The sequence below is a fragment of the Tumebacillus lacus genome, from assembly GCF_026410385.1.
Taxonomy (GTDB): Bacteria; Bacillota; Bacilli; order Tumebacillales; family Tumebacillaceae; genus Tumebacillus; species Tumebacillus lacus.
The window spans coordinates 17540-34220 of record NZ_JAPMLT010000004.1 but is presented as its reverse complement, the minus strand read 5'-3'; the positions used below and the strand labels follow the sequence as shown (position 1 = coordinate 34220).

The window sequence follows — 16681 nt, the reverse complement described above, 5'->3', positions numbered from 1 at the left end:
TCAGTACTGGACGAGCGAGAAGACGTCATACCCTTTCAATTTCTCCCGTCCATTCAGATACGACAACTCGATCAAGAAGCAGACGCCCACAACTTCTGCGCCGAGTTTCTCGAAAAGTTGGATCGTCGAGCCGATCGTTCCCCCCGTCGCGAGAAGATCGTCGGCGATGATGACTTTCTGACCCGGTTTGACCGAGTCTTTGTGGATTTCCAGCGAGTCTTTGCCATACTCCAAGGAGTATTCCTGGGAGATCGTCTCACCCGGCAGCTTGCCCGGTTTGCGAACCGGAACAAAGCCTTTGCCAAGCGCATACGCCATCGGCGCTGCCAGCAGGAAGCCGCGGGACTCCGGGCCTGCGATGATGTCCGCATCATGTTTGCGGGCAAAATCATTCAAGGTGTTGATCGCCGCTTGGAACGCTTCGCCGTCTTGGAGCAGAGTCGTGATGTCTTTGAAGCGGATCCCCGGCTTCGGGAAATCGGGGATGACGCGGATTTTTTCTTTGAAGTCCATGATGTAGTTCCTCCTATGCTCGTCCACCGGTGTGGTCGGCGAGCCATTCCTTTAATGTATCGGTTGTCGCATGCAGCAGCCTGTTCCCGATGCGGTGCAAGGCGTGCACGCGCTGTTCCTGTGTTCGGTAATACTCGGATTCGGTCAGGTCGCGCTTTGGAGCGTCCTGTACCACATGATACGTCAAATGTTCCTGATTGGCGAATCCTAATTGGGCAAACACTTGCAAAATCGTTTCGGTGCCTGCGAGGCCCGAAGGCATTTGCAAGCGGGTTTGCAACATCTCCGCTGTCACGCTGCCCAATTTGCGCATGGCAATGTAGATCTGTTTGAACTGGGTGCGGTCCGGCAGCCATTCGGCGGCGGTGCGTCCCAGCCACAGATCGTCCGCCCGGCCTTGGATGAACGTCAGCCGCTGCGACGGTGTCAGCGGGGCGAGCGAAGCGAGGAAGATCGCTTCTGATGTCGGCAGGTCGTAAAAGACGACGTGGTCGGTCGGCTCATCCTCGCCTGCCCGGTGTACCCAGGCTCCCGTCTCATCGACGAGGTACAGGCGGTATTTGCCCTCATTCCAAGGATACCCAAACAGCCGGGATTCGATCTCTCGAATGTTGCTCTCTTGGTAGCAGAGCACCGTCAGTTGCTCCTTGCTCGTCTCCAGCCACACCGTCTTGTCGCGCACGCCGCGTCGGTCGAAGAGCTGGAAGGAGTTGGGCCGCCAGTCGCCGAGCACCATCTGCACGTCGCGCTTGCCCCGCCACTCGTTGATCGACAGTTCACCGACGATGTCGATGGCGGCCAGTTCTTCGAGCAGGCTCTGGTCTTCGCTGCGGCGGAAGGCGATGCAGTCCAATTTGCGCGTCTCGCGGCGCACGCGCACCTGCAGGTGAGCGGCATCCTTGCCGACGACGCGGGTCTGCTCGATCCCAAGCCCCTGCAGAGAAAATCTCGGGGCCGGATTGCCAAAACCGCACGGTGCGAGCGCCTCGATCTGCTCGACGAGATGCAGGTCGATCTCATCGAGTGCGAGCACGGCGTCGACGTCGATCTTTGGCACCATCTGCTCGTCCGTGAGCGCTTCCTGGGCGATCTCGTTCAGGCGTTGACGCAGGAGCGGGATGTTGTCCTCCAGAATCGACAGGCCGGCCGCCATTTTGTGCCCGCCGAAGTGCAGGAGCAGATCGGCGCAAGAGGTCAGCGCGGCGTAGAGGTCAAAGCCGTGGATGGAGCGGGCCGAGCATTTGCCTTTGCCCTCTTTGAGCGAGATCATCAGCGTCGGGCGGTAGTACTTCTCGACGATGCGGGAGGCGACAATCCCGATCACGCCTTCGTTCCAGCCTTCCAGCGGCACGACCAGCACCCGGCCTTCCAACCACTCCGGGTGACGTTCGATCAGAGCAACCGCTTGCTCAAAGATCTCTTCGCCGATCTCTTGCCGCTCTTTGTTACGATCTTCGAGGAAGCGGGCCAGTTCCCCCGCCTCCAGCGGGTCGTCGCTGGTCAGCAGCCGGACGGCGTAGGTCGCCGAGTCCAGACGGCCGCTGGCGTTAATCCGCGGCCCAAAGGAAAATCCGATGTGACCGGCGGTGATCTGTTTGCCTTGCAAGCCCGCGACGTCGATCAGCGCGCGGATGCCGGGACGCGGCGACCGGCTCATCAGGTCGAGCCCGTAGCGCGTGATCAGCCGGTTTTCGTCCATCAGCGGCGCAAGGTCGGCGACGGTGCCCAGTGCGGCAAGGTCGAGAAACTCCTCCGGCAGACGTTCATAGAGCGCCTGCACGAGCTTGAACACGACGCCGACACCGGCCAGCATCTTGTCCGGATAGGTGCAGCCGGGCTGCTTGGGATTGAGGATCGCAAAGGCGTCCGGCAGGATCTCCGGCGGTGTGTGATGGTCGGTGACGATCAGGTCAAGACCGACCTCGCTCGCCAGACGGATCTCTTCGACGGCGGAGATCCCGTTGTCGACGGTGATCACGAGATCGAAGCCCTGCTCTTTGGCGGCGAGGATCGCCGGACCGTTCAGGCCGTAGCCTTCGGAAAAGCGGTCCGGGATGTAGTACTCGACATGGGCGCGCAACTCCGTCAAGGCCAGATAGAGCAGCGAGGTGGAGGTCGCACCGTCCGCGTCGTAGTCGCCGTAGATCATGATCTTCTCTCCGGCGTCGATTGCGCGGCGGATCCGGGCCACCGCCTTGTCCATGTCTTTCATCAGAAACGGATCATAAAAACCATTGCGTTCAGGATGTAGAAAACGCCGAGCCTCGTCGGCCGACGTGATGCCGCGCCGCCAAAGCAAGCGGGCCAAAATCGGCGAGATGCCGGCCTCTGCTGCCAAGGCATGCACTTGCGTCTCATCAGCTTCGATGACGACCCAGCGCTTGGGTGTTTGCATAGCGGAAAATCCTCTCTACTGCTGTAGATTCTCTTGTATTTATTATACGCTAGAAAAAGAGCCGCGGACAAGGTTCCGCGGCTCTTTCTGTCGGTTGGCATCAGGATTACGCCGATTTCGGCTTTTTCAGCTCGCGGCTCTTCCAGGAAACCCAGAGCTGAGCGGCGATGAAGATCGACGAGTACGCGCCGGTGACAAGACCGATGACGAGCGCCAGCGAGAAGTGCTTGATCGGCGAGCCGCCGAACAGGTACAGGGCACCCGCCGAGAAGACGACGGTCAGGACGGTGTTGATCGAGCGGGTCATCGTCTGCCAGACGGAGTCGTTGACCAATTGCTCCAGATCGGCAGTCGTTTTGACCTTGTAGTGCTTGAGGTTTTCACGGATGCGGTCAAAGATGACGATCGTATCGTGAATCGAGTAGCCGACGATGGTCAGCACGGCTGCGATGAAGGTGATGTCGATCTCAAAGCGGAACAGGGCGAAGATCGACACGACGACCAGCACGACCTGCAGCATCGAGATGACGCCGGAGATGGCAAACTTGTATTCGAAGCGGAATGCCATGTAGAGGATGATCCCGACCGACGCGAGGATGATCGCGTAGATCGCTTTCTCGGCCAGCTCGCGGGCGACGACCGGGTCGACCGACGAGATCTGCGGCATCGCGTTCGGGTACTTTTCGGTCAGGTACTTGTTGACCGACGCTTCTTCATCGGCGGTGATCTTTTTATCGATCCGCACGACGGCGCCGTTGTTCTCAATCGCTTGAACAGCCGCGACGTCGAGTTTGAGGTCGGTTTCGATGGCCTTCTCGATGTCGGCCGGGTCGAACGCCTGTCCCACCGTGAACTGCACGCGGGAACCGGCTTTGAAGTCGGTGCCGAGGTTCAGGCCCATGGTGAGCATCAAGATGATCCCGATGATCGAGATCAAGACGGAGAAGCCGAAGTACCATTTGCGGTTTTTGACGATGTCAAATTTCATTTCGAGGCTCCTCCCTTCTTAGATGCGCCGTACCACCACGGGTTTTTGATCAGGTTGGAGCGAACGAGCAGTTGCAGCATCAGACGGGAGATCAGCACGGCGGTGATGAACGTCGCGAGCACGGAGATGATGTGTGCGACTGCAAAGCTCTTGATCGCGCCGGTGCCAAACCAGTACATCAGGACACCTGCGATGATCGAGGTGATGTTGGCGTCGATGATCGTCGGCATCGAGCGCTTTTGGCCCATGATGACGGCGGAGAGCAACGATTTGCCGTTGCGGAACTCGTCCTTCATCCGTTCGATGGCGATGATGTTGACGTCGACCGCCATCCCGACGCCGAGGATCAGCGCAGCAAGGCCCGGAAGCGTCAGGGTGATGCCCATGAAGGAGACGACGGAGAACAGCAGGTAGGTGTACATGACGAGCGCGATCATCCCGATCAGGCCCGGCAGACGGTAGTAGACCACCATGAAGATAAAGATCAGCACAAACGCGATGCCGCCCGCATAGAGCGTATCGTGCAGCGCTTCTTCACCGAGCGACGGAGAGACGCCAAAGGAGGAGATCTCCTCCAGCGGGAACGGCAGTGCGCCTGCGTTGAGGTAGTTCGCGATCTCGCGCGCCTCTTTCAGGTCGGCTTGTCCGTTGATGACCGCGCTGCCGGTCAAGATCGGTTCGTTGATGACCGGGTTTTGAATCATCTCGCCGTCCAGCCAGATCGAGACTTGCTGGCCGACGTACTTGGTCGTGATATCCGCGAACAACTTCGGATCTTTAAATTCGACTGCGACCTGCGGCGCACCGGTCTGTTGGTCGGTTTGCGCGCGTGCGTTCGATTTCAGATCGCGGCCGGATGCGAGCTTTTCGCCCGTCGGACTCTTAAACTCCAGCTCGGCCGATTGCACGAGCAGTTTTTTCGCTTCTTCTTGATTGAAGACGCCCGCCAACTGGACACGGATGCGGTTGTCACCTTCGATGGCGAGGTTCGGCTCCGAGATGCCGGCGGAATCGATCCGCTTTTCGATCGCGTTCTTTGTCGCGATCACGCCTTCCATCGTTACTTTTTCTTCAGGCGCGTCCTTGACTTCGTACAGTACGTCGAAGCCACCCTTGAGATCGAGTCCGAGTTGAATGTTGTTCCAGATGCTCTGATACGTAGGAATCGCGAGCGCAAAGAACAGGACCACGATCATCAGGAAGCCCAAAAACCGACTCCACTTGATCATGACAATCCTCCTATTGTAAACGTGAATGTTTCCAGTATATCTCGTATTCAATTAAGCGGTCAATGAAAGGAACTTCCCAATTGACGACAGCCTCGCAAAACAGGCCATAAAAAAGGAGCCCTACAAGATGCGGGCTCCGTTGATTTTCAGTCCAAACCTGCTGTTCAGCATCTTCGCAGCACGCTGACACATCATCATCCGTTGCATGAAAATTTCGAAATACTCCATCACCGAGGAGATCGCATCGTCGATCTTCAACTCCAGCGTGCACACCCGCGACTCCTCATCGACGTTGAGGAACGACTCGGTGACCGCATAGTTGACGCGGTCGTGGATGTCGAAGCAGGAGACGTCACGCCGTCTGACGCGGGTGCGGTGCACGTCCGATTTGTCGGCGAGGATCAGAGCGGCGGCGACGGTGTTGACCGCTTCACCGTAGTGCTCCTCGTGGTTGCCGACCGCGCCGACGATGCAGGCGACCTCGTCATACGGCATCCCGATGTCTTCGAGGATGCGCAAGGCCATCACCGCGCCCGCCTTTCCATGGTCATGGCGGCCGGTGATGTTGCCGATGTCGTGGATGTAGCCCGCGATGGCGGCCAGTTGCGCCTCACGCTCCGAAAATCCGAGCCGCTCCATCACGTTTTCGGCGATGTGCGAGACCAGCGTGACGTGGCGAAATCCGTGCTCCGTAAAGCCCATCGCCTTGAGGTGTTGATCGGCCGAGACGATGTATTGCTTGATCTGCGGCAGTTCTTTGACCTCGGAGATGGTGATGATCCGGGTGCGCTCCACTGTTTGCGGCATATGAAAATCCCCCTCCCCTGTTCGCTCCCTACAAAGAGTAGTGTGCGCCGAGGGGAGGGGGCTATGACAGCCTGTTTTTGGCTTATTGACCTTTGTACATTTGAATCATCAACCAATTGGTGAAGGCGTGCGACTTTAGCGTGAGGATGTCGTTGATCAGCTGGTGCAGCGGGGGCAAGCCCTTTTTATACTTGGCAGACACGCACTCCCAGACGTCATAACCGCTCACTCGCTCGATGCCGAGCATGCGCAGTTCGTCTGCCTTGCTCTTGCAGATGTCCTCGATGATCTGGTTCATCTCCGCGCTGGTGATCGGTGCCACCTGTTCTTCTTCCGGCTGTACGTGCTCCTCGCTCATCCTCAAAGCCTCCTCTTGACCCTCATAAACTCTCGTATCGTATCGTCTCATTTCGTGCTCACTCCCCCATTCTCCTGCAACTTTTGTCGGAACCTGTCTGGAAAAATGGGACTACTCCACGCTCGTCCCGCATACAAGTAGCATGAAGGTCCATGAGTTCGGAGATAGGAGCGGAGCCGATATGAACAAACAATCCTTTCTCAAAGGAGCTGTCATCCTTGTCGCTGCCAGCTTGATCACCCGCGTGCTGGGATTTGTCTATAAGATTTTCCTCTCCCGGTTGATCGGCGCGGAGGGCATCGGGCTGTTTTACACCGTCTTTCCGATCTTGATGTTTGTGTTGACGGTGACGACAGCCGGACTGCCGACCGCCGTCGCCAAACTCGTCGCCGAAGCGTTGGTTGAAGAGGACGTCCGCCGTGTCAAACGGATCGTCCGCGTGTCGATGGGCACGGTACTCGGCCTGTCGGTGCTCTGCACAGCCGCGATGCTCGCGCTGGCCCCGTGGCTGACGACGCATGTGCTGACCGACCCTCGCGCCTATTGGACGCTGATCGCGATGGCGCCGATCATCTCGATCATCGCCGTCTCGTCGATCCTGCGCGGTTATTTTCAAGGCATGCAAAATATGGCCCCCGGTGCTGTGGCATCCATCGTGGAGCAGACGGTACGGATCGGCACGGTGCTCGCCTTTGCCACCTACCTGCTGCCGTACGGTCTGGAATACGCCTCGGCCGGTGCGATGATCGGCATGGTGCTGGGCGAACTGGCCGGCCTCTTGTACATGGTGTACAAGTACTACACGCGCTTCCGGATCAACCATCTGGTAGCTTCCACGCCGAAAAAAGAATTGACGAGCGGACAACTGTTCTCGCAAGTCCTGGAGATCGCCGTCCCCGTCACGATGTCGCGGATCGTCGGCTCGATCACGTACGCGCTGGAGCCGATCCTCGTCACCCGCTGCCTCGTGTCGCTGGGGCTGACGGCCGGGATGGCGACGACGCTGTACGGCCAATACCAAGGCATGGCGATCGCGCTGTTGATCCTGCCGACGGTGTTCACCTACGCGCTGTCCACCACGCTGGTACCGTCCGTCTCGGAGGCGGTCGCCGCCAAGGAGCATCTGCTTGTGCAGCGGCGGCTCTACCAAGCGTTCCGCCTCACCGCCCTGATCGGCTTTCCGACGTCGGCGATCCTCACGCTGTACGCCACCGAGCTGTCGAGCGCCGTCTTTGGCGATCCGGCGGTCGGGCCGATACTGGCGATCATGGCACCGGCCGGATTTCTCATCTACCTGCAGGCGCCGCTGACCGGGATCTTGCAAGGCATCAACCGGGCCGGGGAAGCGATGCGCAACTCGATCATCGGCAGCGTGCTCAAACTCGGCGTCATCTGGTATCTCGTGCCCAATCCGCACTTTGGCATCGACGGTGTGGCATGGGCGGTGGTGGTGACGGCGGCGGTGACGACCGGGATGCATTTTCTCTCCGTCACCCGCCACTTGGGCTTCTATGTGAACCTGATCGAAACGATGAAGATCCTGATCGGCACCGCCCTGCTCAGCACGTTCCTCGTCGAGTTTCGCAACCTGTCGCCCGGCACGTCCGACGTGTGGCTGGTCACGCTCGGCACGCTGTTTGGACTCCTGATCTACTTCTTGTTCCTGAACTACTTCCGCGTCCTCACGCTGCACACGATCTCCCGCATCCCCCGCGTCGGCAAACCGCTGGCCGGCCTGCTGCGTGTCGTGCCGTTCCTGCGCTGATGAGGCACGAGACGCAAACAACCGCCCCCGGACTCTCCCGGGCGGCGGTTTTTGCGTTCAGTCCTTCAAGTCGAAAAACAGATTGCCCTCGTTGTCGATGGAACAATAGAAGATCTTGGTGAAATCGTACTGGCCGTGCTTTTTTAACTCCTGCCGCAGCCAGTAGCGGGTCTTGCCGATCTTCTCCAGATTTTCATCCATCACCGCACCGTCGACGATCAACGCCAGCGGCAGTCCGGTCCTTCCCACGACAAGACCGATGTCTTTGGGCGTGAGCGGCTGCCGGTCCGCCTTCGGAAACACGCTGAGTTTGCCGGTCGTCTCCAACACGGCAAATTCCACATCGTTGACCGTCGCGATGTTTTTTTCCCGCAGTTGCGTCATCAGATCGCTCATCGAATAACGCGTGCGGCGCATCTCCGAATCTCGGATCTCGCCGTTGGCGATCAACAGTGTCGGCCGTCCTTCGATCAGATAGCGCAACGTCACCGATTTGAGCGTCAGATACGACATCACGATCTGCAAAATGACCAGCAACGCGATGATCGCAATGCCCCGCATCATCGGGACTTCCGGGTCTTCCAGCGACATGGCTGCCAATTCGGCGATCATGATCGAGACGACGAGATCAAAGATCGACAGTTGGCCGATCTCCCGCTTCCCCATCAGCCGCATCGACAGCAAGATCACAAAGTACATCGCCACCACCCGAAACATCAACATTCCCACTCCGTCCACCGCGCAGCTCCTCCTTTCCGCCTGTCGCTATGTCTAGGGGTAGTATCAACTCGAAAGGAAATAAAAAAACACATGGTTGCTGTGTGGCGATACAACGCGCTCTTCCAACCACTCCGCGCATACTTGCCTGACAAATAAAAAAACGTGTGGTTCCCCGTGCAGTGGAACAACGCGTTTTTCTAACCACTCACGCATACTCGCCAGACAATAAAACGCGTCGTTCCCCGTGTGGCGGAACGACGCGTTTTTCTCCTTACACCTGCACGTATTTCCCGGACAGTTGCAAAAACGTATCCGGGATCTGAGCGAGCAGACCTTGCGTATCGGCCACATCGACCGGATGGACGACGATGTCGGCCCTGACCCGCACGCGCACGATCACGTTGTCACGGACGCGGAACGGGTGCTGGGAGATCGCTTTGACCAGCCGCTCGCTGATCCGCTCCGCCTCGATCCGCTCGATGCCGGGGATGAACAGCAAGAACTGGTCACCGCCGTAGCGGGTGGCGATCTCGGCGTGGCGGACGTGCTGTTTGAGGATCATCGAGATCTCGCGCAGCACGTGGTTGCCCGCTTCAAAGTCGAAGTTGCGGTTGATGCTCTCAAATCCGACGACGTTGAAGAACAGCAGCGCATACGGGCTCTCCTCCCCCATGCGGGCCGAGTACTCTTCCAGCAGTTTGATCCGCAGGTAGTGGTGCGTGTACAGCCCGGTCAGTTGGTCGACGAACAGATGCGCATCAAAGTCGGGGGTGTACACGGCGATCTTGTTACGCCCGCGCTGCTTGGCTCCCCAGTACATCGCCTGGTCCGCCTTTTCCAGCAGCTCTTTCTCATTTTGGTCGTGCTCCGGGTAGCTCGCCAAACCTGCGGAGATCGTCACGCCCTGCACCACATAGCCTTGATACTCAAAGCGGTTGTGCGCGACGGCGCGGCGGATGTGCTCCACCGTCTGTTTGGCCTGCTCCAGCGGCAGGTCGAGCAGGATGGCAAACTCCTCGCCGCCGTAGCGGGCCACCACGCCGCGGTCGCCGACGGTGCGCAAAATGACTTGGCCGGTCTGGCGCAACACTTCATCGCCGACCACATGGCCGTACGTGTCGTTGTATTTTTTGAAATGATCGATATCGAGCACGACGATCGACAGCGGCTTCCCCGCCGCTTTCACATGAGCAAAGCGGCGCGAAAGTTCTTCATAGAAAAATCTGTAGTTATAAAGTCCCGTCCCCGGATCGCGCAACGTGGCTTCTTGCAGTTCGCTGTAGAGATTGGCGTTCTCGATGATCACGCCCACTTGACCTGCCATCATCGTCACCATCTCGCGCTGATCGGGGGAAAAGGCGAACGGGCGCAGACCGTAGCAAGTGATGATGCCAAGCACCCGGTCGCGCGCTCGCAGCGGCACGACCATCACCGAGTGGAAGCGGTCGTTGACCTTGATCGACCTTCCCCGCTTGTCCTTGGACACGTCATGGATCGTCTGCACCGCCTGGGTGTGTATCGCGTTGGCGACGATGCCCGATTCGTCGAGCAACAGGCCGTCCCACGGCACCCGGTCGGTCAAGGAGTCGTCACTGAGCGTCACCGGGAAGAGGCGATCTTCGCGCAACACCCACAGCACCGCGGCGCTGCAGCCGGTCAGCCGCTCGGCAGACGCGGTGATCGTCTGATACACCGTCGGCAGGTCGAACACGCTCTGCAAGGTGTGCACCGTCTCATGCACCTGATTGATCAGCGTGATCCGTCGGTACAATTTGAGCACCTGCCCGAGTAGCAGCAGCGGAGCAAAGATCACAAACAGCACCGACATGTCGGCGGCAAACAACAGCATAAAGAGAGCAAACGGCGCCGTGACCAGATAGTTCAGCGCGTCGTTGGTGATCAGTTTCATCACATCGGAGCGCTCCAGTCTGTCGCCCCGAATGATGAACAAAGTAAAGACCTGAATATGATTCATCGCCAGGTACGTGATGGTCACGGGGATCATCACCAACAGGTTGCCCGGCGTCAGCACCTCATTTGGATCGCTCGAACCACCCAGCCAGTGATACACCTCAGCCGCCGCATACACGCACAAGGTAAACTGCGAGGAGTTAAACAACGTCACGATAAAGTCCCGCTTGACCCGCTTGACCCGGTCGGCGACGACACCGGCCGTAAAGACGAGCAGAGCGGCTGTGTGCGCCCCGTACAAGATCAAAGTGCCGAGCACGACACCGTACGTCAGCGTGCCATAGGCGCGATGCAGGGGGATGTGAATCGTTTCGACGAGGATACCGAGCAAAAGAAGCGGGATGATCTGAGCGGCAAACAACGTATCGCGTTGCCAAAACCCGTTTGCCAAGCAAAACAGCGCCAGCAGTATGATCGTGTATTGGTACGCTTTGGTACTCGTCCATTTCACAGTTGCTCATCTCCCCGAATTCGATCAGTCTCTGTTAATTCTACTAAACAGGACTTTTTTCCTGCTCTTTAGGTAGGATGAATTTTCAAAACACACTGAAAGAAAAAATAAATAAAAAAAACCTCCCCGCCTTGAGGCGAAGAGGTGACCGAATGCTGCATGTCCGGGTGCGTATCAACTGCATATCCTGTCAGAGTTCGGCACTTTCCATCATGTCCAGAGGTACAAGCGAATATACATGAAGCGAAGAAAAATCCAGTTATATTTGGAGGTGGATGCCTTGAAAAACAAATCGTTCAGTGAATACGCCCCATCCTTGAACGGCGCTCCCATCATCTACGGGCTGGTCGCGTCTTTTGTTACCGCACTTGTCTCGATCTTGATCACGACGCTCGTCATGGGCTGGACGTCTGTCGCGGAAGCCAAACTGTCGACGATCACTTATGTGCTGAACATGGTGGCGGTCGTCGTCGGCTCGATGATGGCCGCCCGGCAAGCGGGCAACAAAGGGTGGTACTACGGCGGGATCACCGGCCTCGCGTACGCGATCCTGATCACCGCACTGGGACTTTTGATGGTGGCAGGTCCCGTCTTCAACGCAAACAATCTGTTCCAGACGGTGCTGATGGGACTGATCGGCGCGTTCGGCGGCATGATCGGAGTCAATTTGAAGAAGTAAAAAACAGCGGTCTCTCCACAGGAGGGCCGCTGTTTCTTTGGATCGGCTATGTAACGGTCAACTAGTCTTTCTTGACGGTGTTGATCGCCGAACGTTCGAAGGTGAGCTTGGTGCCTTCGTTGACGCGCAGGGTGATGGTGGTGTCATCCAGAGCGTCGACCGTGCCGTGCAGACCGCCGATGGTGACGACTTTGTCGCCTTTTTGTACCGCGTTCAGCATCGCAGCGCGCTCTTTTTGGCGCTTTTGCTGCGGACGGATCAGCAGGAAGTAAAACACGACGAAGATCAGCAGGAACGGCAGGATTTGAGTCAGCATTGCGTTCATTCTACAAATAACCCCCTTGAAAACTATCTACTTACACATTATAGCCGTAAGACTCATAAAATGCATGCTTATACTCCAAAAAGCGGTCTTCTTCAATCGCTTTTCGGATTTCAGACATGGTTTTGACTAAAAAATACAGATTATGGATGGTCGTCAAGCGGATGCCGAACACTTCGTCGCATTTGATCAAGTGGCGAATGTAGGCGCGGGAATAATTTTTACAGGTGTAGCAGTCGCAGTTCGGATCGAGCGGTTCGTAGTCCCGTGCATAAGACGCGTTGCGCACGACCACTTTGCCGACCGAGGTCAGGCAGGTGCCGTTGCGGGCAATGCGGGTCGGCAGCACGCAGTCGAACATGTCGACGCCGCGCTCGACGCCTTCGAACAGATCGTCCGGCGAGCCGACGCCCATCAGGTAGCGCGGCTTGTCGACCGGCATCAGCGGCGTGGTGAACTCCAGCACCTCGTTCATGATCGGCTTCGGTTCGCCGACAGACAGACCGCCGATCGCATAGCCGGGGAAATCGAGCTCCAGCAGCTCTTCCGCGCTCTGTTTGCGCAGCTCTTTGTCCATGCCGCCTTGGATGATGCCGAACAGTGCTTGGTCATGCGGACGCTGATGGGCCGCGATGCAACGCTTGGCCCAGCGCGTGGTGCGCTCCAGCGAGTCTTTCAGATACTGGCGGTCGGCCGGGTACGGCGGGCACTCGTCGAACGCCATGATGATGTCCGCGCCGAGGTCGTTCTCGATCTCGATGGCCTTTTCCGGGGAGAGGAACAGCTTTTCCCCGCTGAGGTGGTTGCGGAACTGCACGCCTTCCTCGGTGATCTTGCGCAGGTCGGACAAGGAAAACACTTGGAAGCCGCCGGAGTCGGTCAAGATCGGGCGGTCCCAGTTCATGAATTTGTGCAGGCCGCCCGCTTCCTTGACGATGTCATGGCCGGGACGGAGCCAGAGGTGGTACGTGTTGCTCAAAATGATCTGCGCCCCGAGGTCTTTCAGCTCTTCCGGGCTCATCGTCTTGACGGTGGCGAGCGTGCCGACCGGCATGAAGATCGGCGTTTCGATCACGCCGTGCGGAGTGTGCAGGCGACCGCGGCGGGCACCTGTCTTTTTATCGGTATGAAGCAGTTCGTAGCGAATGGCTGCCATCTGTGTTCTGTTTCCTCCTCAAGTGCTTCCCTAATAAATAAACATCGCGTCGCCAAAGGAGAAGAAGCGGTAGCGTTCCTTGACTGCTTCTTCATAGGCGTTCAGGATCTGCTCCCGTCCGGCGAGGGCGGAGACCAACATCACCAGCGTCGATTTGGGCAGGTGGAAATTGGTCACCAGCGCATCGACGACGGTGAACCGGTAGCCCGGATGGATGAAGATGTCGGTCCACCCGCTGGCCGCCCGGATCTCCCCGGTCATGCCGACCGTCTCCAGCGTCCGGCACGCGGTGGTGCCGACGGCAACCACACGGCCGCCGCGCGCTTTGGTGCGGGCGATCAGATCGGCCGTCTCCTGCGGCATGTCGTACCACTCGGCGTGCATTTTATGCTCCTCGGTGGTCTCCGCCGACATCGGACGGAATGTACCCAGGCCGACGTGCAGCGTGACAAAGCCTGTGTCGATGCCTTTGGCGCGGATCTGATCGAGAAACTCGCGGGTAAAATGCAGACCGGCCGTCGGAGCCGCAGCCGATCCGGCATGGCGGTTGAAGACGGTCTGGTAGCGCTCCGCATCGTCCAGTTGTTCGGTTATGTACGGCGGCAACGGCATTTCGCCCAGTTTTTCCAAGATCTCCAAGAAGATGCCGTCATAGGAAAAGCGGACGATACGTCCGCCTTCCTCGGTCATGTCCAGCACTTCTGCCGTCAACAGCCCGTCACCGAAGGAGACGGTCATGCCCGGGCGGACTTTCTTGCCCGGCTTGACGAGGATCTCCCAGGTGTCCTTTTCCTTTTCGGTCAAAAGCAAAAACTCGACCTTTGCGCCCGTGTCCGGCTTCACTCCGAACAGGCGGGCCGGGATGACCCGCGTGTCGTTCAAGATCAGCGTGTCCCCCGGTCGCAAAAATTCGATCAGATCAGAGAATCTATGATGGGCGATCTCGCCCGTCTGCTTGTTCAACGCCATCAATCGCGACGAAGTGCGCTCTTGGAGCGGCGATTGGGCGATCAGTTCTTTGGGCAATTCAAAATCAAATTCATCCACGCGCATATAAAGTCAGGTCCTCTCTTACTGTTTCGGCGTCAAGGTGACCCCTTGGTAGTAGTGTGCCAGTATCCGGTCATAGGTATACCCATTTTTCGCCATTCCATGCGCGCCCCATTGGGACATGCCAAGGCCGTGGCCCCAGCCAAAACCGTGCAGGACGTAGGATTGGTTTTTCTTGGCGACGCGGTTCTTTCCTTGTCCGTTGACGAGGACAAACTCCTCGTTGGTCCCGTTCACCGCCGAGGTCACGCCGCTCGCGGACGCGACGTGCAGCGTCTGACCTTTCAACTTGGCGCTCGGGTACTCGCTTTTCGTGCCGTTTGCACCGAGCACGGTGTACGTGCCCTGTTGCTCGATCGTCACGCGGGTGCTCCACATGTCGTCGAAGAGCGCACGGTAGTAGTCGGGGGACGGCGCGGTGATCGCTTTGCCGTCGGCGGTGATCTGCATCATGCGGCCGCCCTGTCCCCATTTGGAAACGCGCAGGTCATAGACCGGCCCGCCGACTGTCGGATAGCCGCCCGCTTGGTTGCCGTTGATCATCCGCTGGATGTCGGACGGCGAGTACGGGCCGCGCTGCCAGTTGTACGTGTTGTACTCGCGCTCCTCGCCGAGGATGACGACGCGCCAGCCTTTCACGGCGGAGACAGCCACCGGCGCATAGAGGTCGGGCACCGGGCGGACCGGCTGTCCGTCAGTGTTGATGGTGCCCGTTTCAAAGCCCGCGGCGTTTTTGCCGCTTTTGCTGACTTTGTCGGCGCGGATCCAGCCGACTTTGCCGCTGGGCAGAGCGACGCGGTAGTAGAGCGGTTCTCGCTCGGACGGGTAGGCGTCGAGCGGCGTTTGCACAGCGGTCAGGTAGTCGACCGAAGAGCCCCACATCTCGCGGGCATCGCCGTTCCAGCCGCCGTTGTTCGAGGAGAAGACCGCCTCGATCATGGCGCCGTTTTTGGTCAACACTTGGCCTTTCGTTTCGTTGACCGCCTGCGTGGTGTCGGCCGCCTCGATGGAGTACCCTTTGTACGCCTGATCCCAGACGTCGTCGGTGCGGTCGGCGACGCCCCATTTGTTGGAGCCGTTGCCTCTCGCCGCATAGGTGCGGGCAGCGACCGCCTGTGCTTTGAGCGCTTCCAGCGGCCAGCCGGTCGACATCTCCTGCGGCAGGACGCCGTACAGGTATTGATCGAGCGGGATGTAGTTGATCAGGTTGGGCATTTCGTTGTAGCCTTGGATCAACATCGCGCCCCGATATTCGAGACCGGCCTTTTCGTAGACCTTGGTGACAGCCGGGCTGCCTTTCGGGACGAAGGCGATTTCTTCTTTGGACGAGCAGATGATCACGTGCGGTACCTGCTGGCCGTTAAAGGTGCCCGTTTTGACGATGACATAGTCGGCCGGATTGTAGTCGGCGTTGCCGAGCGTCATCCCGGTTTTCGACTGCACGCTCGCTTTGAGCGCGTCGCGGGCGGCGGCAGTGGCTTCGTTGCCGACCCAGACTTCGTAGGAACCGTCGCGGCGAGCCAGCGGATAAGCGTCAAACCCGGCAGCGCGCAGGTCGTTCGCTTTCGCCTCCGCCGCCTGCTGGCCGCTCAGTTTGCCGGTCGTCAGGCGGTGATAGCCTTTGAGCGTGGCCGTGCCAAAGGAGGAGCGGATCTTGGCGAGGACGGCGTCTGCCTGTGTTTGGCGTTCATAGTAGCCGTTGACGAGCTGATAGACTTTTTTGCCGGCCCGCGTCTCGACGTAGATGTCGGCGGAGAGGCCGATGTTGTCCAGTTGGTCCGCTTTGGCGAGCGCATCGTTGTAGGTTGCGTACTCCCCGACGGCGATGAAATAGTTGTCCAGTGAAGTCTGGACGGCACTGCTCGCTTCGTAGAGGGAGCGAAACGCGCCATTGCTATAGAAACCGACGCTTAAACCGGCCCGCCCCTGCAGGGTGACCGTGTCGGTCGTTTTGTTATAGGAACCGGACTTGACCATCAATCCGACGCGAAGCGGCGTAGAGCCGCTGACGCTGATGGCCGCTTCTGCGCTGTGCAGAGCTGTCCAAGGGCTGGGAACGATCCCGGCGAGCAAGGTGACGGCTGCGATCCCGACGGTGCTTTTCCACCGAACACTCCATGAGCTGCTCTTCATCGTTGTCTCCTTCACGCATGACTGATTTTCTTCTTTCGATCCCTCCCTTTTCGACACGTTTCGCTGGAATCCTTCCCATAAAAACCCAAGATTCTTGTTAAGTCGACATTTAAGAAAATTAGCTATTTTATAGTGTCTGACGAT

Annotated in this window: 14 protein-coding genes; 2 read left to right on the top strand and 12 right to left on the bottom strand. The window is 58.4% G+C overall.

Annotated elements, in window-relative coordinates:
• From OS242_RS09490 to OS242_RS09465, 6 genes are all read right to left on the bottom strand, one after another.
• Complete coding sequence (locus tag OS242_RS09490) at window positions 1-513, bottom strand: adenine phosphoribosyltransferase (RefSeq protein ID WP_267151448.1); 513 nt, start codon at window positions 511-513, stop codon at window positions 1-3.
• 13 nt (window positions 514-526) lie between these two features.
• A complete protein-coding gene (gene recJ / locus OS242_RS09485; protein WP_267151447.1) occupies window positions 527-2908 on the bottom strand; it encodes a single-stranded-DNA-specific exonuclease RecJ in 2382 nt (793 codons plus the stop codon).
• 106 nt (window positions 2909-3014) lie between these two features.
• Window positions 3015-3896, bottom strand: a complete 882-nt coding sequence (gene secF, locus OS242_RS09480; protein WP_267151446.1) for a protein translocase subunit SecF — start codon at window positions 3894-3896, stop codon at window positions 3015-3017.
• A complete protein-coding gene (gene secD, locus OS242_RS09475; RefSeq protein ID WP_267151445.1) occupies window positions 3893-5125 on the bottom strand; it encodes a protein translocase subunit SecD in 1233 nt (410 codons plus the stop codon). The genes secF and secD overlap by 4 nt, the downstream gene beginning before the upstream one ends.
• 120 nt (window positions 5126-5245) lie before the next feature.
• A complete protein-coding gene (locus OS242_RS09470; RefSeq protein WP_267151444.1) occupies window positions 5246-5932 on the bottom strand; it encodes an HD domain-containing protein in 687 nt (228 codons plus the stop codon).
• An 82-nt stretch (window positions 5933-6014) separates the two neighbouring features.
• Window positions 6015-6290 (bottom strand): post-transcriptional regulator, encoded by a 276-nt coding sequence (locus OS242_RS09465; protein ID WP_267151443.1) that lies wholly within the window; start codon window positions 6288-6290, stop codon window positions 6015-6017.
• 181 nt (window positions 6291-6471) lie between these two features.
• On the opposite strand from OS242_RS09465, the gene spoVB reads away from it, so the two are divergent.
• Window positions 6472-8055, top strand: coding sequence for a stage V sporulation protein B (gene spoVB / locus OS242_RS09460; RefSeq protein WP_267151442.1), 1584 nt, complete (start codon window positions 6472-6474; stop codon window positions 8053-8055).
• A 57-nt stretch (window positions 8056-8112) separates the two neighbouring features.
• Here the strand turns inward: spoVB and OS242_RS09455 are convergent, their stop codons facing one another.
• Window positions 8113-8793 (bottom strand): DUF421 domain-containing protein, encoded by a 681-nt coding sequence (locus tag OS242_RS09455; RefSeq protein WP_267151441.1) that lies wholly within the window; start codon window positions 8791-8793, stop codon window positions 8113-8115.
• Window positions 8794-9046: 253 nt separating this feature from the next.
• Complete coding sequence (locus OS242_RS09450) at window positions 9047-11197, bottom strand: sensor domain-containing diguanylate cyclase (RefSeq protein WP_267151440.1); 2151 nt, start codon at window positions 11195-11197, stop codon at window positions 9047-9049.
• 280 nt (window positions 11198-11477) lie between these two features.
• Between OS242_RS09450 and OS242_RS09445 the strand changes: the two genes are divergently transcribed.
• On the top strand, window positions 11478-11876 hold the full coding sequence (locus OS242_RS09445) for a TIGR04086 family membrane protein (RefSeq protein ID WP_267151439.1): 399 nt from the start codon (window positions 11478-11480) through the stop codon (window positions 11874-11876).
• Between the two features lie 61 nt (window positions 11877-11937).
• Here OS242_RS09445 and yajC read toward each other — a convergent pair whose 3' ends face one another.
• The 4 genes from yajC to OS242_RS09425 are packed head-to-tail and all read right to left on the bottom strand — an operon-like array spanning window position 11938 to window position 16537.
• Complete coding sequence (gene yajC, locus OS242_RS09440) at window positions 11938-12201, bottom strand: preprotein translocase subunit YajC (RefSeq protein ID WP_267151438.1); 264 nt, start codon at window positions 12199-12201, stop codon at window positions 11938-11940.
• 31 nt (window positions 12202-12232) lie between these two features.
• Entirely contained in the window at window positions 12233-13354 is a 1122-nt protein-coding gene (gene tgt / locus OS242_RS09435; RefSeq protein WP_267151437.1) for a tRNA guanosine(34) transglycosylase Tgt, read from the bottom strand.
• A 30-nt stretch (window positions 13355-13384) separates the two neighbouring features.
• Complete coding sequence (gene queA, locus OS242_RS09430) at window positions 13385-14407, bottom strand: tRNA preQ1(34) S-adenosylmethionine ribosyltransferase-isomerase QueA (protein ID WP_267151436.1); 1023 nt, start codon at window positions 14405-14407, stop codon at window positions 13385-13387.
• A gap of 18 nt (window positions 14408-14425) precedes the next feature.
• The gene (locus tag OS242_RS09425) at window positions 14426-16537 is read right to left on the bottom strand and encodes a SpoIID/LytB domain-containing protein (RefSeq protein ID WP_267151435.1); all 2112 of its coding nucleotides are present in this window, start codon (window positions 16535-16537) and stop codon (window positions 14426-14428) included.
• Window positions 16538-16681: the final 144 nt, after the last annotated feature.